Below are 23629 nucleotides of genomic sequence, written 5' to 3'. Positions count from 1 at the left end.
TGATATAAAGTGATTTATATAGGCGAAAATAAAAAAGATTACAGTATGGTGGAAAAAGATTCAGTTACCATAGATTCTTCAATTTTTTTTGGAAAGGGAATTTTTGAAACTATACATGTATTGAATAGTGGATTGTTTTTAAAGGAACATTTAGAAAGACTAAAACATGGTTGCTTAAATTTAAAGATTCCTTTTAATATTAATGAAGAAGAATTAAGAGAGTTTATTAAAAATGAAAAAATAAGAAATAGAGCTTTAAAAATAACTCTTACTGAAAAAAATATAATTTTTTCAACTAGAAATATTACATATAGTATAGAAGATTACAATAGAGGTTTTTCTTTAAAGCTTAGTGAAGTAAGAAGAAACAGTACATCTAAATTAACTTATTTAAAAAGCACTTGCTATATTGAAAATATTATTGAAAAGGAAAAGGCTACTAATGAAGGTTTTGATGAAGTGATATTTTTAAATGAAAGAGAAGAGTTAACAGAAGGTGCTACTAGTAATATATATTTTATTAAGAATAATAAGATATATACTCCAAAGGTAAGTTGTGGTCTTTTAGATGGAATAATTAGAGGATGGATAAAAAATAACTTTCAAGTTGAAGAAGGATGTTATAATATAGAAGACTTAAGAAATAGTGAAGGGGTTTTTATAAGTAATTCTCTTCTCGGAGTAATGAGAGTAAGTCAATTTGAAGATAAATTTTTTGGGGAAAAAGACTTAATAGAAGAAATAAAAAGGAAATATGACAATTCTATTATAAGCTTTTAAATTATGGAGGACAGAATGATCGATAAAGATAAGATAAAAGAAGGAATGAAACTAATACTTGAAGCAATAGGAGAAGATGTTAATAGAGAGGGATTAATAGAAACTCCAGATAGAATTGCAAGAATGTATGAAGAAATATTTTCTGGAATAGGAATGAATGCAAAGGAGCATTTAAGTAAAACTTTTGAGGTTCAAAGCAATGACCTTGTTTTAGAAAAGAATATAACTTTCTATTCTATGTGTGAACATCATTTAGTTCCTTTTTATGGGAAAGTTCATATAGCATATATACCAAATGGAAGGGTTGTAGGTTTATCTAAACTTGCTAGATGTGTTGAGGTTTATTCAAAAAAACCACAACTTCAAGAAAGGCTTACAAAGGAAATAGCTGATTCTATAATGGAATACTTAGATGCACAGGGTGTAATGGTAGTTGTAGAAGGTGAACATATGTGTATGACTATGAGAGGTGTTAGAAAACCAGGTGCAAAAACAGTAACAACAACTTATAGAGGAAAGTTTTTAGAAGATGAAAACTTAAAAAATGATGTGTTTAGAATGATTTCTATGTAAAGCGTAATTTTTTGAGGTGCTTATAATGGAGAGAGTAAATAAGATACTTAATAATAGTAAGTATAAAGACTATTTAAATAAAAATTCTTTCTGTGAAAAAGATAGGATTTTTTGTAAACATAACTTAGAGCATTTTTTAGATGTATCAAGAATTGCCTACATAATGGCCTTAGAGGAAAATATGAATGTACCTAAAGAAATTATATATGCAATAGGACTTCTTCATGATATAGGACGATGGGTAGAATATGAAGGTGGAGAAAAACATAATAAAGCTTCTTATAGGTTGAGTTTGGATATTTTAAAGGAATGTGATTTTAAGAAAGATGAAATAGAGATTATTTTAAATGGAATTTTAAATCACAGAAATAGTGAAGCAAAAGGATTAGATAAAATTATTTACTTAGCTGATAAAAAATCAAGAAGCTGTTTTTTATGTAATGCTAAAAAATTTTGTAAATGGAGCAAAGAAAAAAAGAATTTAGACATAATTATTTAAGGGGGAGCTTTTGTGAAAATAGGAAATAAAGAGTTTGAAATAGGAAAAAGAACTTATATAATGGGAATTTTAAATGTAACTCCAGATTCGTTTTCAGATGGTGGAAAATATAATGATATTGAGTTAGCATTAAAGCAAGCTGAGAAGATGATTAAGGATGGTGTTGACATAATAGATATTGGAGGAGAGTCAACAAGACCAAATCATACTCCAGTAGGAGAAGAAGAGGAACTAAATAGAGTAGTACCTGTAATAAAAGCATTAAGAGAAAAATTTGATATACCTATATCAATTGATACATATAAGGGAAGAGTGGCAGAGGAAGCCATAAAAGCAGGTGCAGATTTAATAAATGATGTATGGGGTTTTAAAAAGGATAAATATATAGCTACTGTTGCTGCTAAATATGGAGTACCTTGTTGTATAATGCATAATAGAAATGATAATGAATATGGTGATGATATCATAGAGGCTATGAAAGTTGATATGGAAGAATGTATAAAGATAGCCTTAGATGCTGGAGTTAAGAAAGAAAATATAATTTTAGATCCAGGCATAGGGTTTGCAAAGGATTATAATCAAAATTTAGAAGTATTAAATAGATTAGATGAGTTCTGCAATATGGATTATCCAGTTTTATTAGGAACATCAAGAAAATCAGTAATAGGGAATACTTTAAATCTTCCAACTAATGAAAGATTAGAAGGAACTTTAGCTACAACTACCCTTGGAATAATTAAAGGTTGTGAATTTGTAAGAATTCATGATGTATTAGAAAATAAGAGAGCTGTTCTTATGACTGATGCTATGGTAAGAAGATAGGAGTTAAATTTAATGGATAAAATTATTATTAAAGATTTTGAAGTTTTTGGTAATCATGGAGTCTTTGAAGAAGAGAAAAGACTTGGACAAAAATTTGTTTTAAGTATAGAACTTTCTTTAGATACTAGAGAGGCAGGTATTACTGGAGATTTAAGCAAATCTGTTCATTATGGAGAACTTGCACATAAGGTTGAAGAAGAGTTTAAAAAGCAAAGTTATGATTTAATAGAAACGGTAGCAGAAAAATTATGTGAGTTTATATTATTAGAATACTCACTTGTTAAAAAGGTTAAAGTTTCTTTAAAGAAACCATGGGCACCTATATTAAGAACTTTAGATACTGTGTCTATAGAAATAGAGAGAGGATGGAATGAGGCATATCTTTCATATGGATCTAATATAGGAGATAAAAAATATTACATAGAAGAAGCTTTAAATGAAATAAATAAGGCTTATCATACTGAAATTATAAAAAAATCTAATTTAATTGAGACAGAACCATGGGGATATACTGAGCAGGATGAATTCTTAAATGGTGCTTGTAAAATAAAAACTCTTTTAAGTCCTAAGGAATTAATGAAGTTTTTATTAGAGATAGAACAGAAGCTTAAAAGGGAAAGAAATATTAAATGGGGTCCTAGAACAATAGATTTAGATGTAATATTTTTTAATGATTTAATAAGTGAAGATAAAGAAATCATACTTCCACACCCAAGAATGCATGAAAGAAGTTTTGTTTTAGAGCCATTAAATGAAATTGCTCCTTATAAGATTCATCCATTATATAAAAAACGTGTATTTGAACTTTTAGAGGACTTAAATAAAAACAAATAAGCCTTAAGTAAAGTTTATGCTTAAAATAGAATTTTATATTAATAAAGATATAGGATTTAGTAGTAATTTATACTAAATATCCTATATCTTTTTTTATTGCTTTTTATTAAATACATACTGGCAGAATGGTTCCAATTTAAAGGAATTAGGAATATCTTTTAAATTTAAGAAATCCTTACCTACATTACTATCCCAAGGATAAAGAGTTATTAAATCATCTCCATAAATATCTATTACATACTTTTCACTATTTAAATCAATAAAAATTTTATATAAAGGTTTACTAGGTAAGGATTCCTCATTTATAAAATTAGAATCTTTTAAGCTTTTTAATAAGTCATCAATAATTCTTGTATCTTCATTATCCACAACAACTTCACTATAAATATTCATATCTAATAATCTAATTTTTATATTATCCTTAGAAACTAGTTCACTTAATTTTTTAGTGTGATAGTTTAAAGAAGGTTTCTCCTTAGAAGTAATATTAATTTTAGAACATGAAATTAAAAGAAAAGAAAAACATAGGGTTATTAAAAATACTTTAGTAATTTTTTTCATCAAATTTATCACCTCCTTAAGTTTAATTTATGAAAATTATGTTTTTAGTAGAACTTTTTTAAGAAAATGAATAATATATATTACAATTGTCCTTGTAATTAAGGAGGTGATTTATAATGAAATATTCATTAGATATAAATGACGCCTATTTAAGAAAAGTGTTAATAAAAAAATTAAAGGAAGATGAAAATATTACTATAGATTGTTTTAATGAAGAATGTTGCTTAGGAGAAAGTTTTTTTAAAAAAGTGCTATTATCTAATAATACAAAGGCAGATATATTTATAAGAATAACTAAGAGTATAGGAGAAGATAAGAGATTAGAAATATTAGGTGATGACCAAATTCTTAGACGAGTTGTATCTTTAAATTTAGAAGATATAGTTGAATATACAGGTCTTTCACAGATAAGTATTAAAAGTGGTAATGGGTTATATTTAGTAAAAAAATTAGACTCTTTATGCTTAATTATAAATATAAGTGACACTAAAATAGAAAGTATAAATAAAGAAAAATTAGCAGATGCACTATATAAAATAATTAAAGAAGTAAGCTAATTAAATTTCTTTGGTTAGAAATTTAATTAGCCATATTTTGATTTATTCTCTGTTTTAAGTTAATATTAGTTTGAATATATGTACTTAAAAATAAACAGTGGTTTAAATATAGTCTTATTTTAAAGAAGTTGTATCAAGATTTAAACATAGAGTTTATAGTTTTTTGATATAACTTCTTTTAATTTATAGATTTCTCTAGAAAATTTTTTATTATTATACTAATGACCAATTATAATTGGTGATTTAAGGAAAAAATTAGTAGTAATAAATATTATTATGTTAAGCATTTTTTAATTGATAAGATATATAAATAATATTTAAAGGTTATTATGCATATAAATCAATGAGTAGCAATATTTATGGGGGAAGTTATGGATATTATAGGTAGTATAAACACAAGATTTATAAGCAAAAATGAAAAAAGTAAAAAAGAAATTTTTGATAAAATAGATAACATAGTAAAAAATGGAGGGAATATAATTAGGATGAATTTATCTCATGGCAAGCATAGAGATGTAGAATGTTGTATAGATTACATAAGAAGCAATCATAAGGATGTAAAAGTGCTTTTAGACTTGCAGGGAAATAAGGTTAGGGTAGCTAATAATATATATGGAACATTTAAAGTTAATACAGGTGATTTAGTTTATTTTTGTTCAGAGGAAACTTATGGAATTTATCTTGAAAATATTTCTGAAAATAAGCTTATACCTTTAAATATAAAAAATAAGTTTATATATAACAATAGCTTTAAAAAGATATATATGAAAGATGCTACTATGGAATTCATAGTAATAAGTAATAATAATGGATTAATAAAGACTAAGGTTAAAATAGGTGGTGTAGTTAGAAAAGAAAAAGGGTGTAATCTTCCAAATTTAGATAGAAAAAATTGGGGAGTAAGCGAAAAGGATTTAGAAGATATTAAATTTGCTATAGATAATAACGTAGATATTATAGATTATTCTTATTGTTCTTATATGGAAGAATGTAGAGAGTTTAAGAATATTGTCTTTAGAAACTTAAAGTCAAATCAAGTTATTCCTAAGTTATGGGGAAAAATCGAAACTAATGAAGGAATAAATAATATTAAAGATGTAGCTAATGAATTAGATGGAATAGTTATAGCAAGGGGAGATTTAACAGCAGAAATTGGAATATTAAATGTTCCTATAGTGCAAGAAAAAATATTACATGCTTTAAAAAATGAGAATAAATCAGTAATAGTGGCTACAAATTTACTTTCATCTATTAGAAATAAACAAAATAAGCCTACAATAAATGAATTAAGTGATATATATCATTTTATTAGGTGGGGTGTTACAGGGTTTATGCTTACAGGAGAAACTAGTACTGGAGAAAATGAAGGGTATGTTGTTACGAATTTAAAAAATAGCATAAAGTATTATGAAAGGGTATTATCAAAAATCAAAAAAAGATCAAAGAGAGTCTAAAAAGACTTTCTTTGATCTTCTTTGTTTTTGATAAATCTATATGATTTTATCACTATTAAGAAGCTTAAATATCCTAGCAAAATACCTGTTAATACATCACTTGGATAGTGAACTAGTAGATATAGTCTAGAAAAAGCTATTAAAGAAGCTAGTGAATAAATATATACCTTTATATTTTTAAAATAATAAGATAACATAAATGCCGCTGCAAATGACGCAGATGTATGACCAGATGGCATAGAATAACTACTTGGTTTATGTATAATTATATGCAAATTTTCATATGTCACAAAAGGTCTAGGTCTTTCTATAATATGTTTAAGAATTCCCTCACCAAGTATAGTATTAACAATTAAAACAGCTAAAGTTAATAATCCAATTTTTCTATATTTCTTTGATATTATAAGTAAAATACTTATAGCAATCCATATAAATCCTAAATTACCTAAGGAAGTAAAAAAAATCATTATTGGATTAAGAAACTTATTTTGTATGTTATTTTGTATAAAATAAAGTATATTGATATCTATATTTTGAATAAAATTCATCTTAATACCTCCTGCAAGTAGTAAGTATATTTTATTACTAAATTTTTAATAAGTCTACTGTAAGTTTATAAAAAAATGAATATCATATACAAAATATAATGTAGATGTAATAAAAAAGGAGGTCTAATGTTGAGAAAATTAGAAAAATCTCTTTTAATTATTATAAGTGCATTACTTATGATATTTCTAATAATATTTAATATAATTAAAAATGGCAATTATGTAAAACCTTTTAAAAATGAAAATATAGAGCTAGTTTGGTAAACTATTGGAATAGAACCTGATGATATGGATAAGGTTGAAAGTGAAATAAATACTTATTTAACTAAAAAGATAAATGTAACTATTGATATTAGATTTATAGATTATGCTGATTTTACAAAGGTAATTGGTAGTAAAACTAAGGAAGAAGAAAATTTTGATCTTGTATTTACATCTTCTTGGGCTAATGAATATTTTCCTAATGTGAGAGAAGGTAATTTTATTAATTTAAATAATTTAATCAAAGAGTATGGAAAAGATGTTTATAAAGCTATTGATAAAAAGTTTTGGGAAGGAGCAGAAGTAGATGGTGCTATATATGCTGTTCCAAATCAAAAAGAGATAGTTAATATGCCTATGTGGGTGTTTTCTAAAAAATATTTAGATAAATACAATATTCCATATAAGAATATAAGAACTTTAGAACATTTAGAGCCATGGTTAAAATTAATTAAAGAAAATGAAGAAGAGGTAATACCATTTTATTTTGATGATGGTTATTCAGTTCCTATGATATGGGATCAATTATGTCCTGCTTTAGGAGTGAATTTAGAAAGCCATAACTTTGATGTAGTAAATATATTTAAAACTAAAGAGATGGTTAATAGTTTAAAGACTATGAGAAGGTATAAGGAACTTGGATATACAAATACTAAGATTGAAAATAATTGAAAATACTGGTGATTTTTCTACTGAAAAATTTGTAACTAAAGCAGATGGTCAGCTTTATGCTGAAAAATTATGGTCTATTAAAAGGGGAGGAGAGGTTGTTATTATACCAATTTTAGAAAGTTATAGTACAAATGGATCAGTTAACGGTTCTATGATTGCTATATCAAAAAATTCAAAAAATCCTGAAAAAGCTATGGAATTTCTAAATATTTTAAATACAGATAGATATTTAAGAAACCTTATTAATTATGGAATTGAAGGAGTTCACTATGAAAAGATTTCAAATAATAAAATTAGGCTTTTAGAAGAATCGAAAAATTATATGGTTGATTATTATACTTTAGGTAATTTATTTATAAAATATTTATTAGAAGATGAGCCAGAAAATAAATGGGAAAGATTTAAAGAGATTAATAATATATCAAATGTATCACAAGCTTTAGGTTTTAAATTTGATTCCAGTAAGGTTAGTGTTGAATTTGATTCTTTATATGCTGTTTTTGAAGAATTTACAAGAAGTTTATATACTGGATTAGTTGATACAGAGGAATATGTTTCAAAACTTATTAACAAACTTGAAAGTGTTGGAATAGACAAGGTTAAGGAAGAATTAGAAAGACAATTAAATGATTGGAAAATAAAAAAGCAGACTTCTTAGTCTGTTGTTTTATTTAAAGATATTACTTGAATATTATCTATGAATTGTAATTGTTCTAGTTTCTATCATAGGCTCAAGTATTTTTATTAATTCATTTATTTTTTCTTTGTTTTCAATAACTTCTATTTAATCATATGTTATTAAAGAAAGAATAAAAAATATTCAAAATATAACACTTATATTACAAATATTTCAAACTTTTTAAAATTATTAAAAAGTTAACAAAATATATAAATAAATATTATGATATTAAAAACTCTTGAAAGTTAGTGAAATAGCCTTTTAAAGACATAAATATATGATATTTTTACAATATTGACTTTTTTACTTTTATGTTATAAATTAACTATAGAAACTTTAATTTACTTAAAGCTTTTCAAACAGAAAATAAAAAATATGTGATTATCATATGGATTTTAATTTTTTTAATAAAACATATAATCATTGTAAACGTTTGTTTAAACTTTAAAATTAAGGGGTCTAAATGGTGTAAAAATAGTAATATGAGGGGGAAAAAAAATGCTTAAACACAAAAAATTACTAGCATTAATTCTAGGAGGAGTAATGACTACATCTGTAATGCTTACAGGATGTGGATCAAGTGACAAAAAAGCAGAGGGCGGAGCAGCTAGTGAGGAGTCAGTTAACTTAGTATGGTATGTTATAGGTAAACCTCAAACAGATGGAGAATTAGTAGAAGAGGAAGTAAATAAATATATAAAAGATAAAATAAATGCTACTGTAGACATAAAACATATTGACTTTGGTGATTACAGTCAAAAAATGAATGTAATAGCTAACTCAGGAGAAGAATATGATTTAGCATTTACATGTTCATGGGCTTTCCCATATTTAGAAAATGCTAGAAAAGGTGCTTTTCTTGAATTAAATGATTTATTAGATAAACAAGGATCAGACATTAAAGGGGTTATAGATGAAAGGCTTTGGAAGGGTGCTGAAGTTGATGGAAAAGTATATGCAGTTCCAAACCAAAAAGAAATAGCAGGAGCACCTATGTGGGTATTTGATAAGGAGTTTGTTGAAAAATACAATATTCCATATCAAGATTTACACTCAGTAGAAGATTTAGAACCATGGTTACAAATCATAAAAGAAAAGGAACCAGATTTTATACCATTCTACACTCAAGGGGATTCAATTCCATTAGAATTTGATGAAATAATGAAACCTCTAGGAGTATTCTTTAATGATGATACTTTGACTGTACAAAATATGTATGAGACAGATGAAATGAAGGCTATGATGACTAAATTAAGAGAATACTACGAAAAAGGATATATAAATCAAGATGCAGCAGTTAGTAATATGAAAAATGAAGTTAAGAGATTTATGTGGAAAGCTGATGGACAACCATATGCAGAAAATGGATGGGGGCAAGCTTTAGGTAGAGAGGTTGTAACATCATCAATAATTCCTCCATATGTTACAAATAACTCAACAACTGGAGCTATGACTGCTATATCAGCAACATCTAAGCATCCAGAAAAAGCTATGGAGCTTATAAATTTAGTAAATACTGATTCTAAATTAAGAAATCTATTAATGTTTGGAATAGAGGGAACTCACTATGAAAAAGTTAGTGATAATCAAATAAAGAGAGATCCTAATGGACCATATAGTGTTACAAGTTGGGCTTACGGAAACTTGTTTAATACTTATGTTTTAGACAGTGACCCAGCAGATAAATGGGATGCTTTTGAAGAGTTCAATCAAGGTGCAAAAACTTCAAAAATATTAGGATTTAAGTTTAATACAGAGTCAGTTACAACTCAAATATCAGCAGTTAATAACGTACTACAAGAGTTTGAAAGATCTTTATACTCAGGTTCAGTAGATCCAGTAAAAGGATTAGAAGATTTAAATAAAAAATTAGCTTCATCTGGATTAGATGATATAAAAACTGAAATGCAAGAACAATTAGATGAATGGAAATCTGCTAATAAATAATAAATTTTAATAAAAAAAGAGTGGTTTAAAACCACTCTTTTTTTAGTTTTTAAGTATTTAGATCTATTTTAATTAAAATAAATACTAATCTAGAACAAAGTAAAATATTAAAAATAATTAAGAAAATGCTTAATTAAATATTGAAATTCTATAAAAATAGGAGTAAAATTTAATTAAGGAAATGCTTAATTAAAAAAATAAGGAGTGGCTTATGGAAGATAAAATAAAAATATTTAAAGCCCTAGGAGATGAAACTAGAATAAATATACTACATCTCATAAATAAAAAATCTATGTGCGCAAAGGGAATAGCTAGAGAACTTAGCATTTCAGAATCTGCTGTTTCTCAACAAATAAAAGTATTGAAAGAGTCAAACCTTGTAATTGGATATAAAATAGGTTATCACATTGTTTATGATTTAAATATAGAGCAGTTAGAAAGTATTAATATCTTAATTAATTATATCGTAAATGATGATAATAATATAAAAACAAAAGAAAATAATTATGAAAAATGTAATAAAATATGTAAATATGCTAAATGCATAAATAATAAAAATTTGAAGGAGGAAAATATAATGAGAATTTGTTTCCCAGTTAAAAATAATGAAGGAGTTAAAAGCATACCATATGGTCATTTTGGCACTGCTCCAATTTTTGTAATATGCGATTTAGAAAAAGATGAAGTAACTACTGTAGGAAATGGTGACTTAGGTCATGAACATGGCAAATGTCAACCAATAAAAGCTTTATCAGGTGAAGTTGTAGATGCTGTAGTTGTTGGTGGTATTGGTGCTGGCGCTATAAATAAATTAAATTCTATGGGAATTAAAGTTTACAAAGCTATAGATGGGGATATAGAAGCTAATTTAGAAGCATTAAAAAAAGGTGAATTAAAAGAGTTTTCAAGCATGCACACATGCAATCATCATGGATGTAGTCATTAATAAGTAAAAAGGGAGCTCTTTGATTGATATGGTCCTCTTTAAGTAGACACTATAAATAAACAAAATCTACTTAAGGGGGAATTATGTATGCCTGTTGCCATGATGGCCATACAGCTATTGGTCTTGGGGTTGCAGAATACAGGAAAGTATTCTAATGCTTGAGTTGCACCTGAAAAAAGGCATAATGATTTACTTTCTTCATCTACAGCGGTATTAAGCTTAGAAGAAGATTTGTTTCCAGCAATAAATTTATATTTAAGATTAATAATGAATTTTGTAAATAAAAAAATAGTAAAATTATTTAAAGATGAATTATATTTAATAATTATTCTATGTATATATAATAATAGGTAACCTTTACTAGGGTTACCTATTATTTATAGAGTAGATAATAAATCATCTATAATCATATTTCCACCTAATTTGTAATCATATGTAGAATTAGTATTTAATGACTTTAAGAAACTCCAAGAAGCATTCCAAAGTTTAACTATAAAAAGGTAATTTTCTAATTTTTCCATTAATTCATAAGAATAGTATCCAAAATAACTTTTTATTAAAAAATATCTCTTTTTCTCATCAAGCATCCATGATATAGTAGCTAAATCAAAAAATATATCACACATAGCAGAAAATTCAAAATCAATAAAAAGGACATTTTTATTATAATATAGTACATTTGAAGAATTTAAATCGTTATGACAAAGGCCTAGATTCATATTTTTGCTTAATTTTTCTTCAAGAATATTTAGCTTATTTAAGATTAAATCAATGTTCTCATGAAAATTAAAGTTTTTAGATTTTAAAATATCAAAATTTTTTCTTATATGTTCAAAAGGGTTAAAAATATGTTCACATTTAAGAATATGTAGTTTTTTCAAATTAATTGAAAGTTTTTCAAGGAATTCTAAAGATGTAAATGTACTCATATTTATCTTTGAATCTTCTAAAAATTTGCTTATTAGTATTCCATTATCCCTATTATGATATATAATAGGGGGAGATAGCTTGTTCAAATTAGCAAATATTAAAACAAAATTTTCCTCTGAAAAATTATTTTTATTATCTTTACTAGGTATTCTTAAAACATATTTATTATTTTCACACTCTAATAAATAATTTGAGTTATTAAGACCGCCTAGTTTGGTTATCTTATGATTTTTCATTTTGTTAGTCATCTTAATCTCCTTATATTCTAATGAAAATATTATATCAAAAAATAAGAAGGGATGGAAAAGGATAATGTTAAATGAGGTGTTAAAAGGAATACAAGGTTTAGATAATAACATGATTGTAAAAGCTAAAAATAGAGTGGATTCTTTAGCTAAACCTTTAGGAAGTTTAGGAAAGTTAGAAGATATAGCCATAAGGTTATCTGGAATAACTGGAAATATGTTTAATAATATTGATAAAAAGTGTGTGATTATAATGTCTTCTGACAATGGAGTTGAAGAAGAAGGCGTAGCATCAGCACCTCAATGTGTAACTTTACTTCAAACAAAAAACTTTATAAAAGGTACTACTGGAGTGGCTACATTGGCAAAAGCTAATGGAACAGATTTAATGGTTTTTGATGTAGGAATTAATTCAGATGAAATCGTAGAAGGAGTTATAAATAGAAAGATATCAAAGGGAACTAAAAATATTTATAAGGAACCAGCTATGACTTATGATGAAGCTAAAAAATCCTTAGAAATTGGAATAGAAGCTGTAAAAATAGCTAATGAAAAAGGATATAAAATACTTGGAGTAGGTGAAATGGGAATAGGAAATACAACGACTTCATCAGCAGTATTAAAAGCTCTTATTGGATGTGAAACTTCCAAAGTAGTAGGAAAAGGTGGAGGAATAAATAATGCTTCTTTCGAAAAGAAAAAAAGAATTGTAGAAGAAGTGGTTAAAAAACATAATATTAATTTTGATGATCCCATTGATATTATTTCAAAGGTTGGAGGATATGACATTGGAGCTATGACAGGAGTATTTTTAGGTTCTGCTTTTTATAGAATTCCTGTAGTAATAGATGGATTTATATCTGTTGTGGCGGCTCTTTTAGCTAATAGGTTAAATCCTTTAGTTAAAGAGTTTTGTTTTACTTCCCATAAATCACAAGAAATAGGATATGAGTTAGCTATAAAAGAGTTAGATTTAGACCCTATGTTAGATTTAAATATGAGGTTAGGAGAAGGAAGTGGATGCCCAATAGCTTTCTCAGTAATTGATTTTGCAACAGCTATGATGAATAATATGGCAACTTTTGAAGAAGGAAATATAGATAATAGCTATTTAGAAGATGTAAAGGATGAAGAATGTTATATTGTTCTTTAAAGTCTTAAAAACGTTTTAAAAATATTATAGGAGTTAATTTAATTAGTTATGATAGTTTTAATTATTGGAGGAGCTAAGAGTAGCAAATCTTCTTATGCTGAATTTTATAGTAGTAATTTTTCAAAAAAAGGAAAAGGGAAGCTTTATTACTTGGCTACTATGAATCCTTATGATTTAGAGGATTTAAAGAGAATAGAAAATCATTTAAAGAATAGAGAAAAATATAATTTTAAAACTATTGAAAAACATAGAAATTTAAATGAGATATTTGATGAATTTTCTAAGGAAGATACTGTTTTACTAGACAGTTTAACATCTTTAGTTACTAATGAGATGTTTGTGGGAAAAGAATTTAATGAAAGTGTAAATAGTAATATTTTAAGGGATATAAAGAGTCTAGGAACTAAGGTTTCTAATTTAGTAATAGTTTCTGATTATGTTTTTAGTGATGGAATTAAATATGATTCTTATACAGAGTCTTTTAAAAGAGAGTTAGGTAAAATAAACTGTGAATTAGCTTCCTTCTCAGATGTTGTTATAGAAGCTTCCTTTGGAAACTTAATATTTCACAAAGGAGAGGAGATTTTAAGAGATGAAAATTTTTTATAAGGCCATAAATATGACTTTAAGCATGTTTACAGTTATTCCATTGCCTAAATATGAATGGGATGACAAGGCTGCAAAACATATAATGAAACTTTATCCATTTATAGGGTTAATTATAGGAACACTTTGGTATCTAAGTTTTTTTATATTAAATAAGCTAAATGTATCAATTATGCTTATGGCAGTTCTTATTTTAATAGTGCCATATATTTTAACTGGCTTCTTACATTTAGATGGATTTATGGATGTTTCTGATGCGATTCTTTCTAGAAGAGATAGGGAAACAAAGCTTAGAATTTTAAAGGATTCTACAGTTGGAGCTTTTTCGGTTATTTCTGTAGTTTTATTAATATTAGTAGAATTTGCTGGAATGTTTACTGTTTTAAATAAAAATTTAGATATGAGAATATTAATATTCATACCAATAGTATCAAGGGCAATAAATGGATACTTTATTGTAAGTCAAGAGATGCTTGGACAAAGTTCCCTAGCAAAATTCTTTAAAGAAGGAACTGGAAAAGTAGATGAAATAATTTTAATAGGAATATATGTATTAGTTGCATTATTAACGTTTTTGACATTAGGAATAAATTATTTAATAGCTATTTTATCAATGGGAGTTATTTCTCTTATTTTGCTTTTAAAAGTAAAAAAAGAATTAGGAGGAATAAATGGAGATGTTGCAGGGTATATTCTTGTTCTTATGGAGTTTACAGGAATTTTAGTTTTAGGAATTATTTAAGGAGGAGAAGCTTTTGAAACTTTTATTTGGCGGTGCCTATAATGGAAAGCTAAAGTATGTAAGAGAAAAGTTAGGCATAAATGAAGAGGAAATATTTTATTGCAAAGAAGATTCTATAGATTTTTCTAAAAAAGTTATTAGTGGCATAGATAGATTAATTTATTTCAATGCTTTACAAGGAAAAGAGTCTTTAAATTTTTTTAAAGAAAAAAAAGAATTATTTAAAGATAAAATTTTAATTTGTGATGAAATATCTTCAGGAATAGTTCCTTTAAAGAAAGAGGAAAGATTATGGAGAGAAGAGACTGGAAAAGTTCTTCAGTTTTTATCAAATGAAAGTGAAGATGTTTATAGAATATTTTTGGGAATACCAACAAGATTAAAGGGTGAATAATAAGATGATAATTTATTTAATTAGACATGGGAAAACTTATTGTAATGAGAATAAACTTTATTGTGGAATAAGTGATGTGCCTTTAAGTGAGGAAGGAAAAAAGGAATTAGAGGAAAAAAGAAAGAGTGTGAGTTTGCCAATATGTAAGATGAATTTTACAAGTGGAGCAAAAAGAGCTAATGAAACATTTAATATTTTATATCCAAATAAGAAGTATGAAGTAATAAAGGAATTTGGTGAGTATAATTTTGGATATTTTGAACTAAAGTCTTATGAAATGCTAAAGGAAGACAAGGAATATTTAGACTGGATATTAGATCAAAGCAAGGAAGTTTCCTGTCCTAATGGTGAGTCAAGGATTGATTTTGAAAAAAGAATGAAAAAAGCATTCTTAAAATTACTTCTAACGCTTAAGGAAGAGGGAGAAGAAGAAGCCTTAATAGTATGTCATGGAGGGAGCATAGCTTGTATTTTAGAACTTTTTGAAAAGGATGGATTAGACTTCTATACTTATCAACCTAAGTGTGGAGGAGGATATAAGTTAAAAGTTGAACAAGATATAGATAATTTTAAAAGAGATTTTTCAAGTCTAAACTTTGAAAAAGACATAACAAATAATTTAAAACTAGAAATAATAGAAAGGTTTTAGAAATGATAAAAATTATAATAGGATATGTTTTAGATCTAATAATAGGAGATCCTAATAATCCATATCATCCTATTAGATATATAGGAAAACTAGCATCTAATATGGAAAAGCTTTGGAGAAAGGTTTTCAAGAAAAATCTTAAGATGGCAGGATTTTTTGCTTGGATTTTTATAGTTTTTATAACTTTTTTTGTAGCTTTAGGAATTGTACATATTGCTAATAAGATTAATCCTGTTTTAGGAACCGTAGTATCTGGAATACTTATTTATTTTTGTATTTCTGCTAAGGGACTTAAAGTTGAAGGCCTTAAAGTAATTAAGATTTTAAAAGAAGGAGATATTGTTAAGGCTAGAAAACAATTATCTTATATTGTAGGAAGAGATACTGAAAATTTAGATGAAGAAGATATAGTTAGAGCTGTAGTTGAAACTGTAGCAGAAAATATGTCAGATGGTATTATAGCACCTTTATTTTTTGCAGGAATTGGGGGAGCACCTTTAGCTTTTTTATATAAAGCAGTAAATACATGTGATTCAATGTTTGGGTATAAAAATGATAAATATAAGGAGTTTGGATTTTTCTCAGCTAAGCTTGATGATGTATTTAATTATATTCCAGCTAGATTAACAGCTTATCTTATAGTAATTTCTTCTTTTATTTTAAGACTTAATTTCAAAAATAGTTTTAAAATATACAAAAGAGATAGATATAATCATTCAAGTCCTAATAGTGCTCATCCAGAAGCAGCTGTTTCTGGAGCTTTAGGAATAAGACTTGGAGGAGCAAATTATTATTTTGGAAAGCTTGTAGAAAAACCAACTATAGGAGAGGCAAAAAAGAAAATAGAAATTTCAGATGTTTATAATACTAATAAGATATTGGGAATGGTTTCTTTTTTAGGAATGTTAGTAGCACTTATTATTAGATTTATTTTAGAGGTGATTATATGAATTTAGGACATGGTGGTAATGTAGAAGAAATTAAGAGAATTTATGGATTAGAAGAAAATGAAATTATTGATTTTTCAGCTAACATAAATCCACTAGGAATCTCTGAAAGAGTAAAAGAGGCCATGTTTAAAGGAATAAATTCTATAGAGAGGTATCCAGATATAACTTACTATGAACTTAAAAAAGAGATTTCAGATTTTGAAAAAGTAGTTTTAGAAAATATAGTTCTAGGAAATGGTGCTGCAGAGGTTATTTTTAATGTAGTAAGAGGAATAAAGCCTAAAAAGGCTCTTATAGTAGCACCAACATTTTCAGAATATGAGGATGCTTTAAATTCTGTAGAGTGTGAAGTTAATCATTATATATTAAAAGATAACTATTCAGTAGATAATGGATTTTTAGAAGAAATTAAAGAAGAGTTAGATATTATATTTTTATGTAATCCAAATAATCCTACAGGTGCTTTAATAGAAAAAGATTTTTCGTTAAAAGTATTAGAAAAAGCAAAAAAAATGAATGTTATAGTTGTTTTTGATGAATCTTTCTTAGACTTTGTTCAAGATAATTATAGATACTCTCTTATTCAAGAACTTGATAATTTTTATAATTTAATTGTAGTAAAATCTTTAACTAAACTATTTGCATTTCCAGGAATAAGATTAGGATATGGATTAAGTTCTAACCCTAATATTGTAGAAAAAATAAATTCAGTAGCAACTCCTTGGAGTGTAAACACAGTAGCAGATTATGCAGGAAGAGAAGCTTTAAAAGATGTTGAATATGTTAAAAACAGCGTGGCTTACATAAAAAAGGAAAATGAATTTTTATATGATGGTCTAGAAAAGTTTAAAGATATCACCACTTTCGAAGGAGCAGTAAATTTTATATTTTTTAAATTGAATAAAAATATAGATTTAAGAGAAGAATTAATTATAAGAGGTATAATAATAAGAAGTTGTAGTAATTATATTGGTTTAGATAAGAACTTCTATAGAGTGGCAGTTAGAACAAGGGAAGAAAATAAAAAGCTTTTAGAAGAGCTTTCAAATGTTTTAAATTAAGTTTTATATTATTACTTTTATTATTAATATCTTTTATAGTAAACTAAGATGTTTGACAATAGCAAAATATAATAATATAATCAAGTTGATTAACTAATAATTGGTGTGATTTTCACTTAATAGGGAATGAAGTTAAAATCTTCAACTATCTCAGTAACCGTGAAGCAGACAAAATCTCAATATGTCACTGCATTTTTGTGTGGGAAGACGAGATGAAGGAAGAAGCAAAGTCGGGATACCTGCCTTTTATTTAAGTACTATTATCTTCTGAGGGTAGGATAGTAGGGTGAGTACGCTTTAAATATGCTTAACATACCTTCTTAAAATGGTATGTTTTTTTATTTTTACGTATTAATCTAAGCCTCAAAGATTTAAGTTGTTAAGTTTTATGAAAGAGGAATTTGATTATTGATGATGGTTTAAGAATGTTCAGATTTGCTTTTATAGATTGTAAGGGATGCTTAGCAATATTAAAGATATATTAAAATCATTAAATAAAATCAAATAGGAATCCTTCATATAACTTAAGAATTTGTAAAGTTGAAAATGGAGGAAAAATATGAGAAACTTAAAAAAAATAATTTTTTTAGTAATGATAACCATGATGGCATTACTTGTGTTTACTGGATGCGTAAGCAAAACAGTAACAATGAAGGATATGGAAGGAACTGAATTTACAGTACCTAAAAAAATTGAAAGAATAGTATCAACGGCTCCATCTAATACAGAGATATTAGTAGGTTTAGGTTTAGGTGATAAAATAGTTGGGGTTGATAAATATTCGGCAGATGTAAAAGGATTAAATCCTGATATTGAGAAATTTGACTTTAGAAATCCTGATGCAGAGGCTATAATAGCTCTTAAGCCAGATATAATAATAGCTTCAGGACATAATAGAGAAGGAAAAGAAGATCCATTTAAGGTTTTAAAGGATGCTGGAATACCTGTAGTTTATATTCCAACTAGTGAGAGTATAGATGGAATATACAAAGATATCAATTTCTTAGCTAAGTTAACTGGAACAGAAGCTGAAGGAAATAAAATGGTTGATTCAATGAAGAGTGAAGTAGATAAAATAAAAGCTATAGGTGAAACTATAAAAGATAAAAAAACTGTTTACTTTGAAATTGGGTCAAATTCAAAACTTTATAGTTTTGGAAATGATACTTTCTTAAATAACTTACTAAATATAGTTGGAGCAGAAAATGTATTTTCTAAGGAAAAAGGATGGATTTCTCCAAGTGAAGAGGCTGTCATAAAGGCGAATCCAGATGTGATTTTAACAAATGAAAGCTATATTCAAAATATTACAGATTTAATTGCTAAACGTCCAGGATGGAGTACAATAACTGCTGTTAAGGATAATAAAATATTCTTAGTAGATAAGAATGCATCATCACGTGGAAGTCAATACGTGATAAATGCATTGAAACAAATTGCAAAGGATATTTATCCAGAACAATATGCAGGAATCTAAAAAGAAAAAACTACTAATAATACTATCAATTCCATTAGTATTATTAGTACTTTGTATTGGAACTTCCATTGGAAGTTCCAATATTAATATATGGGATATTATTTCTATAGTTGGGAATAAAATTTTTGGTTTTTCCATTAGAGATAGTATAAAACCAGAGGACGTAGCAATTATTTGGGTAATTAGATTACCTAGGGTATTATTAGCTTTTGGAGTTGGAGCATCTCTTGCCGTTAGTGGAGCTGTAATTCAATCAATATTAAAAAATCCATTAGCATCACCATATACTTTAGGAGTTTCATCAGGAGCTTCCTTAGGTGTTGGAATATACATAGTTCTTGGAATTTCAATACCTATAATAGGAAATTTAGCTATGCCTATTATAGGATTTTTATGTGGTGTTTTAACGGTTTTTGCTGTTATTATATTTTCAAATAAGGTTGATAGAGGACTTTCAAATACTACTGTAATATTAGCAGGTATGGTATTATCGCTTTTTAATAGTGCTATGTTAACTACTATAACAGCCTTATGTAGCGAAGATATAAAGGCAATTACAATGTGGCAAATGGGATCATTTGCTATGAAAAGTTGGTCATATGTTTTTGCCGGAGTTCCATTTTTCATAATTGGAATTTTTATGGTTATAAGATATACAAAAGAAATGGATATCTTAAGTTTTGGAGAAGAAGGTGCAAAGGCAATAGGAGTTGAAACTAAAAAGGTTAAAAAGACATTACTTGTTTCGGTAGCTATTTTAACTGGAAGTGCCGTAGCATTAAGTGGTGTTATAGGCTTTATAGATCTTATAACACCTCACATAGTTAGAAAAATATTTGGATCTAATCATAAGATAGTAATCCCAATGTGTATTATACTTGGAGGAACCATGATGGTATTAACAGATTTAGTTTCAAGAACAATAATTTCTCCATCAGAATTACCAGTTGGAGCAATTACAGCATTAATTGGAGCACCATTTTTTGCTTATCTTTATTTTGGAAAGAGAAGTAGGTGATATTTTGCTAGAAGTTAAAAATTTATGCTGTGGATATGATAGTAATGATGTTATACATAATTTATCTTTCAATATTAACAGAGGAGAAAATATATCTATAATAGGACCAAATGGATGTGGAAAATCTACAATCCTAAAAGCTTTAGCTAACTTAATAGAATATAAAGGTGAGATAAAGTTAGATGGGGTAGAAATTAAAAATATAAAAAGAAAAGATTTAGCTAAAAAAGTTGCATTAATGAGTCAAAATTCTCAAATATACTTTTCTTATACTGTATTTGAAACAGTTGCATTAGGAAGATATGCTCATATGGATGGTATTTTTTCAAATCTTAGTAAGGAAGATAGGGATATAGTCTTAAAATGTATTGAAAGTGTAGGATTATTAAATGAAAAGGATAAGTTAATAAATGAATTATCAGGAGGACAACTTCAAAGAGTTTATTTAGCAAGAGCCTTTGCTCAAGATCCTGAGATATTACTTTTAGATGAGCCAACGAATCATTTAGATTTAAAATGTCAAATCGAAATATTAGATTATATAAATAAATGGACAAAAGAAAATAATAAAACAGTTATAGGAGTTTTGCATGACTTAAATTTAGTCCATATGTTTAGTGAAGATGCAATTTTAATAAAAGAAGGTAAAATTTATAGCAGAGGTAAAGCAAGAGAATTATTAAATAGTTCTAAAATTACAGATGTATATAAAATAGATATAAGAAAATTTATGCTAGAAGCATTAGAAAAATGGAAGTAGGTGGACAATATGAAAAAAAAGTTTGTTGTATCATATAGTTGTGGAAAGGATAGTACATTATCATTATACAGAATGATAAAGGCTGGACATACTCCAGTAGCTTTATTAGTTACTGTTGATAAAAAAGTTTTAAGAAGTTGGTTCCATGGAATACCAGATAAATTATTAAAAGACGTATCAAATTCTTTAGGTATACCTCTAGTTGCTGTTGCAAGTAATGGAAAAGAAAACTATGGTGAAACATTTGTTGAGGCTTTAAAGAAAATTAAAGAGGAAATGGGCGCAGAAGCTTGTGTATTTGGAGATATTGATTTAATGGCTCATAGAACTTGGTGTGAAGATAAGTGTGAAAAAGCAGGGCTTGAAGCTATTTTCCCACTTTGGGAAGAAGATAGAGAAGCTATAACTTATGAGTTTATAGATAGTGGATTCAAAACTGTAATTAAAAATGTAAAATTAAGCATTTTAGGTGAAGAATTCTTAGGTGAAGTTTTAACTAAGGATGTAGTTGAAAGATTAAAAGCAGCTGGTTCAGATGCTTGTGGAGAAAATGGAGAATATCACACATTTGTTTTTGATGGACCTTTATTTAAAGAAAGAATAAATTTTGAAACTGGAGATAATATATTAACAGAAACTCATGGATTCTTAGATATTAAGTAGGTGTGTTTTATGAAGTATAGAGGTATAATGCTACTTGGAACAGCATCTTCTGTAGGAAAAAGTACTGTTGCAGCGGCCTTTTGTAGATATTTTAAGAAAAAAGGATATAGCGTTGCTCCTTATAAAGCTTTGAATATATCATTAAATTCCTTTGTAACAAAGGAGGGGGATGAAATAGGACGAGCTCAAGTGGTTCAAGCTGAAGCCTGTGAAATTGATCCTAAGGAATATATGAACCCTATATTAATGAAACCTAGTGCAGGATTTAAAACTCAGGTAATAGTTAGAGGTAGAGTTCATTGCACTATGAATGCTTATAAATATAAGGAGTTAAACAAATACCTTAAGGAAAAAGCAAAGGAAGCTTATGATGACATTTCAAATGATTATGATTTAATAGTTTTAGAAGGGTCAGGGAGCTGTGCTGAAATAAACTTAAGGGAAACTGATATAGCAAATATGCATACTGCTAAAATGGCAGATGCTGATGTTATTTTAGTTGCTGATATAAACAGAGGAGGAGTTTTTGCTTCTATTGTTGGTACTATAATGCTTTTAACTGAAGAAGAGAGAAAAAGAGTTAAAGGAGTTATAATAAATAAATTTAGGGGGAAAAGAGAGTTTTTTGAACCTGCAATGAGACAAATAGAAGAGATAATAAATATACCTGTTTTAGGAGTTATGCCTTATTTTGATTTAGATATAGAAGAAGAAGACAGTGCTTCTATTAAATTAAGAAAATGTAATGGCAAAGGAATAGATATAGCAATAGTTAGATTACCTCATATGTCAAACTTTACTGACTTTAACTCTTTAGGAAGAATAAAAGATGTAGGTATAAGATATGCCGAAAATCCTAAGGATTTAGAAAATGCAAATATGATAATAATTCCAGGAAGTAAAAATACCATAGATGATTTAATTTTTTTAAAAGAAAGTGGTTTTAAAGAGGCACTAATTAATGAAAATTCTAAAGGAAAATTGATATTTGGTATATGTGGAGGTTATCAAATATTAGGAGAAAAAATAATTGATTCTATTGGTGTTGAAGGAGACATAAGAGAAGAAGAGGGATTAGGACTTTTAAATATAGTAACATCATTTAATAAAGAAAAAACTACAAAACAGGTTGTAGCCTTTGATTTAGATGGAAATGAAGTTAGTGGATATGAAATTCACAATGGAGAAAGTATTCCTACAGTTGCAGAGAATATATGGCTAAAAGAGAAAGATGGTAATGTTCTTGGAATGAAGAACAATGACTTAAATGTTTTTGGTACTTATATTCATGGAATCTTTGATGAGGGAGACTTTGGAGAAAAGATTATAAATAAGTTAAAGAAAGAATTAAACATAGAAGAAAGCAATGAAATTAATTATAAAGATTATAAAATAAGTCAATATGATAAACTTTGTGAGCTTTTAGAAGATAATATAGACATGGCATATGTTGAGGATTTAATTAGATCTTAATTTTAAACAGCGTATTAAGTATTTATTTTAAAATGTGCCCTTTGTCAAGGACAATTTAAAAAAGGCTACGCAACCTTAAGAAGATGATTTCTGTAATTAACAGGAGTCATCTTTTTTTAGATTCCATTGAGGCCTATAATTATTATGATAATCAATATAATCTGCTATTTCTTCTTTTAACTCTTCAAAAGTTTTACAATCTTTAATGTGAACTGCTCCCTTTAAAGTAGACAGGATAAAAAAAGACTTGTTAAAATCTGCTTTAAAGAGAGTGTTTTTATGTCTAGAAAAAATAGAAATTATTCAATTGAAATAAAATTAAAGGCTGTAAAAATGTATTTAGAAGAAGGATTATCAAGTTCACAAATAGCTAAA

General features: G+C 27.0%; 27 protein-coding genes, 1 pseudogene and 1 riboswitch. Of the genes and pseudogenes, 24 read left to right on the top strand and 4 right to left on the bottom strand.

Annotation, left to right across the window (positions count from 1 at the left end):
* Positions 1-9: 9 nt before the first annotated feature.
* Genes Q1J60_RS06120 through folK form a run of 5 tightly spaced genes read left to right on the top strand, consistent with a single transcriptional unit; the run spans position 10 to position 3508 of the window.
* The gene (locus Q1J60_RS06120; RefSeq protein ID WP_300259614.1) at positions 10-780 is read left to right on the top strand and encodes an aminotransferase class IV; all 771 of its coding nucleotides are present in this window, start codon (positions 10-12) and stop codon (positions 778-780) included.
* 15 nt (positions 781-795) lie between these two features.
* Positions 796-1353 (top strand): GTP cyclohydrolase I FolE, encoded by a 558-nt coding sequence (gene folE / locus Q1J60_RS06115; protein WP_300259612.1) that lies wholly within the window; start codon positions 796-798, stop codon positions 1351-1353.
* 25 nt (positions 1354-1378) lie between these two features.
* On the top strand, positions 1379-1852 hold the full coding sequence (locus tag Q1J60_RS06110) for an HD domain-containing protein (RefSeq protein WP_300259610.1): 474 nt from the start codon (positions 1379-1381) through the stop codon (positions 1850-1852).
* A 12-nt stretch (positions 1853-1864) separates the two neighbouring features.
* Positions 1865-2674, top strand: coding sequence for a dihydropteroate synthase (gene folP / locus Q1J60_RS06105; protein ID WP_300259609.1), 810 nt, complete (start codon positions 1865-1867; stop codon positions 2672-2674).
* 12 nt (positions 2675-2686) lie between these two features.
* Entirely contained in the window at positions 2687-3508 is an 822-nt protein-coding gene (gene folK / locus Q1J60_RS06100; protein WP_300259607.1) for a 2-amino-4-hydroxy-6-hydroxymethyldihydropteridine diphosphokinase, read from the top strand.
* Between the two features lie 93 nt (positions 3509-3601).
* Here the strand turns inward: folK and Q1J60_RS06095 are convergent, their stop codons facing one another.
* Positions 3602-4072, bottom strand: a complete 471-nt coding sequence (locus Q1J60_RS06095; protein ID WP_423249112.1) for a DUF4883 family protein — start codon at positions 4070-4072, stop codon at positions 3602-3604.
* A 113-nt stretch (positions 4073-4185) separates the two neighbouring features.
* Between Q1J60_RS06095 and Q1J60_RS06090 the strand changes: the two genes are divergently transcribed.
* Together Q1J60_RS06090 and Q1J60_RS06085 are read left to right on the top strand one after the other, a co-directional pair.
* Positions 4186-4626 carry a hypothetical protein gene (locus Q1J60_RS06090; RefSeq protein ID WP_300259606.1) on the top strand — a complete coding sequence of 147 codons (441 nt, stop codon included), beginning with the start codon at positions 4186-4188 and terminating at the stop codon, positions 4624-4626.
* Between the two features lie 371 nt (positions 4627-4997).
* On the top strand, positions 4998-6080 hold the full coding sequence (locus Q1J60_RS06085) for a pyruvate kinase (protein ID WP_300259604.1): 1083 nt from the start codon (positions 4998-5000) through the stop codon (positions 6078-6080).
* Here Q1J60_RS06085 and Q1J60_RS06080 read toward each other — a convergent pair.
* Positions 6077-6628 carry a phosphatase PAP2 family protein gene (locus Q1J60_RS06080; protein WP_300259602.1) on the bottom strand — a complete coding sequence of 184 codons (552 nt, stop codon included), beginning with the start codon at positions 6626-6628 and terminating at the stop codon, positions 6077-6079. The two genes, Q1J60_RS06085 and Q1J60_RS06080, sit on opposite strands and share 4 nt — an antisense overlap.
* A gap of 126 nt (positions 6629-6754) precedes the next feature.
* Here Q1J60_RS06080 and Q1J60_RS06075 point away from each other — a divergent pair, with 126 nt between their 5' ends.
* The 5 genes from Q1J60_RS06075 to Q1J60_RS13030 all read left to right on the top strand — a co-directional run bounded on the left by Q1J60_RS06075 (position 6755) and on the right by Q1J60_RS13030 (position 11133).
* Entirely contained in the window at positions 6755-6892 is a 138-nt protein-coding gene (locus Q1J60_RS06075; protein ID WP_300259600.1) for a hypothetical protein, read from the top strand.
* 24 nt (positions 6893-6916) lie between these two features.
* Positions 6917-7561, top strand: a complete 645-nt coding sequence (locus Q1J60_RS06070) for a hypothetical protein (RefSeq protein ID WP_300259598.1) — start codon at positions 6917-6919, stop codon at positions 7559-7561.
* Positions 7527-8219 carry a DUF3502 domain-containing protein gene (locus Q1J60_RS06065; protein WP_300259597.1) on the top strand — a complete coding sequence of 231 codons (693 nt, stop codon included), beginning with the start codon at positions 7527-7529 and terminating at the stop codon, positions 8217-8219. Before Q1J60_RS06070 ends, Q1J60_RS06065 begins: the two co-directional genes overlap by 35 nt.
* 519 nt (positions 8220-8738) lie before the next feature.
* Positions 8739-10187: an ABC transporter substrate-binding protein gene (locus Q1J60_RS06060; RefSeq protein ID WP_300259595.1), complete on the top strand. Its 1449-nt coding sequence runs from the start codon at positions 8739-8741 to the stop codon at positions 10185-10187.
* Between the two features lie 211 nt (positions 10188-10398).
* Entirely contained in the window at positions 10399-11133 is a 735-nt protein-coding gene (locus Q1J60_RS13030) for a metalloregulator ArsR/SmtB family transcription factor (RefSeq protein ID WP_423249111.1), read from the top strand.
* 377 nt (positions 11134-11510) lie between these two features.
* Here the strand turns inward: Q1J60_RS13030 and Q1J60_RS06045 are convergent, their stop codons facing one another.
* Complete coding sequence (locus tag Q1J60_RS06045; protein ID WP_300259593.1) at positions 11511-12311, bottom strand: phosphotransferase; 801 nt, start codon at positions 12309-12311, stop codon at positions 11511-11513.
* Between the two features lie 64 nt (positions 12312-12375).
* On the opposite strand from Q1J60_RS06045, the gene cobT reads away from it, so the two are divergent.
* From cobT to Q1J60_RS05985, 12 genes are all read left to right on the top strand, one after another.
* Positions 12376-13461 carry a nicotinate-nucleotide--dimethylbenzimidazole phosphoribosyltransferase gene (cobT, locus tag Q1J60_RS06040; RefSeq protein ID WP_300259591.1) on the top strand — a complete coding sequence of 362 codons (1086 nt, stop codon included), beginning with the start codon at positions 12376-12378 and terminating at the stop codon, positions 13459-13461.
* A gap of 48 nt (positions 13462-13509) precedes the next feature.
* The gene (locus tag Q1J60_RS06035) at positions 13510-14070 is read left to right on the top strand and encodes a bifunctional adenosylcobinamide kinase/adenosylcobinamide-phosphate guanylyltransferase (RefSeq protein ID WP_300259589.1); all 561 of its coding nucleotides are present in this window, start codon (positions 13510-13512) and stop codon (positions 14068-14070) included.
* Positions 14054-14809 (top strand): adenosylcobinamide-GDP ribazoletransferase, encoded by a 756-nt coding sequence (locus tag Q1J60_RS06030; RefSeq protein WP_300259587.1) that lies wholly within the window; start codon positions 14054-14056, stop codon positions 14807-14809. The genes Q1J60_RS06035 and Q1J60_RS06030 overlap by 17 nt, the downstream gene beginning before the upstream one ends.
* A gap of 13 nt (positions 14810-14822) precedes the next feature.
* Entirely contained in the window at positions 14823-15203 is a 381-nt protein-coding gene (locus Q1J60_RS06025; RefSeq protein WP_300259585.1) for a bifunctional adenosylcobinamide kinase/adenosylcobinamide-phosphate guanylyltransferase, read from the top strand.
* A gap of 4 nt (positions 15204-15207) precedes the next feature.
* Positions 15208-15852 carry a histidine phosphatase family protein gene (locus tag Q1J60_RS06020; RefSeq protein WP_300259583.1) on the top strand — a complete coding sequence of 215 codons (645 nt, stop codon included), beginning with the start codon at positions 15208-15210 and terminating at the stop codon, positions 15850-15852.
* Between the two features lie 2 nt (positions 15853-15854).
* On the top strand, positions 15855-16802 hold the full coding sequence (gene cbiB / locus Q1J60_RS06015; RefSeq protein ID WP_300259582.1) for an adenosylcobinamide-phosphate synthase CbiB: 948 nt from the start codon (positions 15855-15857) through the stop codon (positions 16800-16802).
* Positions 16799-17863 carry a threonine-phosphate decarboxylase CobD gene (gene cobD, locus Q1J60_RS06010; RefSeq protein ID WP_300259580.1) on the top strand — a complete coding sequence of 355 codons (1065 nt, stop codon included), beginning with the start codon at positions 16799-16801 and terminating at the stop codon, positions 17861-17863. Before cbiB ends, cobD begins: the two co-directional genes overlap by 4 nt.
* Positions 17864-17947: 84 nt before the next feature.
* Positions 17948-18124, top strand: a riboswitch (cobalamin riboswitch).
* Positions 18125-18422: 298 nt separating this feature from the next.
* Entirely contained in the window at positions 18423-19340 is a 918-nt protein-coding gene (locus tag Q1J60_RS06005; protein WP_300259578.1) for an ABC transporter substrate-binding protein, read from the top strand.
* A complete protein-coding gene (locus tag Q1J60_RS06000) occupies positions 19327-20358 on the top strand; it encodes a FecCD family ABC transporter permease (protein ID WP_300259576.1) in 1032 nt (343 codons plus the stop codon). Before Q1J60_RS06005 ends, Q1J60_RS06000 begins: the two co-directional genes overlap by 14 nt.
* Positions 20359-20362: 4 nt before the next feature.
* Positions 20363-21118: an ABC transporter ATP-binding protein gene (locus Q1J60_RS05995; RefSeq protein ID WP_300259684.1), complete on the top strand. Its 756-nt coding sequence runs from the start codon at positions 20363-20365 to the stop codon at positions 21116-21118.
* Between the two features lie 9 nt (positions 21119-21127).
* Positions 21128-21781 (top strand): Dph6-related ATP pyrophosphatase, encoded by a 654-nt coding sequence (locus tag Q1J60_RS05990; RefSeq protein ID WP_300259574.1) that lies wholly within the window; start codon positions 21128-21130, stop codon positions 21779-21781.
* 9 nt (positions 21782-21790) lie between these two features.
* Positions 21791-23254, top strand: coding sequence for a cobyric acid synthase (locus tag Q1J60_RS05985; protein WP_300259572.1), 1464 nt, complete (start codon positions 21791-21793; stop codon positions 23252-23254).
* 65 nt (positions 23255-23319) lie between these two features.
* On the opposite strand, the pseudogene Q1J60_RS05980 reads toward Q1J60_RS05985, so the two are convergent.
* Positions 23320-23503: pseudogene (locus Q1J60_RS05980) on the bottom strand (IS3 family transposase); the annotation flags it as partial.
* Between the last annotated feature and the right edge of the window lie 126 nt (positions 23504-23629).

The sequence above is a fragment of the Clostridium sp. genome (assembly GCF_029258205.1).
GTDB lineage: Bacteria > Bacillota > Clostridia > Clostridiales > Clostridiaceae > Sarcina.
The sequence above is the reverse complement of the archived record's forward strand: the minus strand, read 5'-3'. Positions and strand labels throughout refer to the sequence as shown.

Coding starts and splice junctions, on each gene's coding strand:
- Q1J60_RS06045 (WP_300259593.1), bottom strand. CDS start 12,311: ATGACTAACAAAATGAAAAATCATAAGATAACCAAACTAGGCGGTCTT.
- Q1J60_RS06020 (WP_300259583.1), top strand. CDS start 15,208: ATGATAATTTATTTAATTAGACATGGGAAAACTTATTGTAATGAGAAT.
- folK (WP_300259607.1), top strand. CDS start 2,687: ATGGATAAAATTATTATTAAAGATTTTGAAGTTTTTGGTAATCATGGA.
- Q1J60_RS06060 (WP_300259595.1), top strand. CDS start 8,739: ATGCTTAAACACAAAAAATTACTAGCATTAATTCTAGGAGGAGTAATG.
- Q1J60_RS06030 (WP_300259587.1), top strand. CDS start 14,054: ATGAAAATTTTTTATAAGGCCATAAATATGACTTTAAGCATGTTTACA.
- Q1J60_RS06085 (WP_300259604.1), top strand. CDS start 4,998: ATGGATATTATAGGTAGTATAAACACAAGATTTATAAGCAAAAATGAA.
- Q1J60_RS13030 (WP_423249111.1), top strand. CDS start 10,399: ATGGAAGATAAAATAAAAATATTTAAAGCCCTAGGAGATGAAACTAGA.
- cobT (WP_300259591.1), top strand. CDS start 12,376: ATGTTAAATGAGGTGTTAAAAGGAATACAAGGTTTAGATAATAACATG.
- cobD (WP_300259580.1), top strand. CDS start 16,799: ATGAATTTAGGACATGGTGGTAATGTAGAAGAAATTAAGAGAATTTAT.
- cbiB (WP_300259582.1), top strand. CDS start 15,855: ATGATAAAAATTATAATAGGATATGTTTTAGATCTAATAATAGGAGAT.
- Q1J60_RS05990 (WP_300259574.1), top strand. CDS start 21,128: ATGAAAAAAAAGTTTGTTGTATCATATAGTTGTGGAAAGGATAGTACA.
- Q1J60_RS06070 (WP_300259598.1), top strand. CDS start 6,917: ATGGATAAGGTTGAAAGTGAAATAAATACTTATTTAACTAAAAAGATA.
- Q1J60_RS06005 (WP_300259578.1), top strand. CDS start 18,423: ATGAGAAACTTAAAAAAAATAATTTTTTTAGTAATGATAACCATGATG.
- Q1J60_RS06075 (WP_300259600.1), top strand. CDS start 6,755: ATGTTGAGAAAATTAGAAAAATCTCTTTTAATTATTATAAGTGCATTA.
- Q1J60_RS06090 (WP_300259606.1), top strand. CDS start 4,186: ATGAAATATTCATTAGATATAAATGACGCCTATTTAAGAAAAGTGTTA.
- Q1J60_RS06110 (WP_300259610.1), top strand. CDS start 1,379: ATGGAGAGAGTAAATAAGATACTTAATAATAGTAAGTATAAAGACTAT.
- Q1J60_RS06000 (WP_300259576.1), top strand. CDS start 19,327: ATGCAGGAATCTAAAAAGAAAAAACTACTAATAATACTATCAATTCCA.
- Q1J60_RS06035 (WP_300259589.1), top strand. CDS start 13,510: ATGATAGTTTTAATTATTGGAGGAGCTAAGAGTAGCAAATCTTCTTAT.
- Q1J60_RS06080 (WP_300259602.1), bottom strand. CDS start 6,628: ATGAATTTTATTCAAAATATAGATATCAATATACTTTATTTTATACAA.
- Q1J60_RS05985 (WP_300259572.1), top strand. CDS start 21,791: ATGAAGTATAGAGGTATAATGCTACTTGGAACAGCATCTTCTGTAGGA.
- folE (WP_300259612.1), top strand. CDS start 796: ATGATCGATAAAGATAAGATAAAAGAAGGAATGAAACTAATACTTGAA.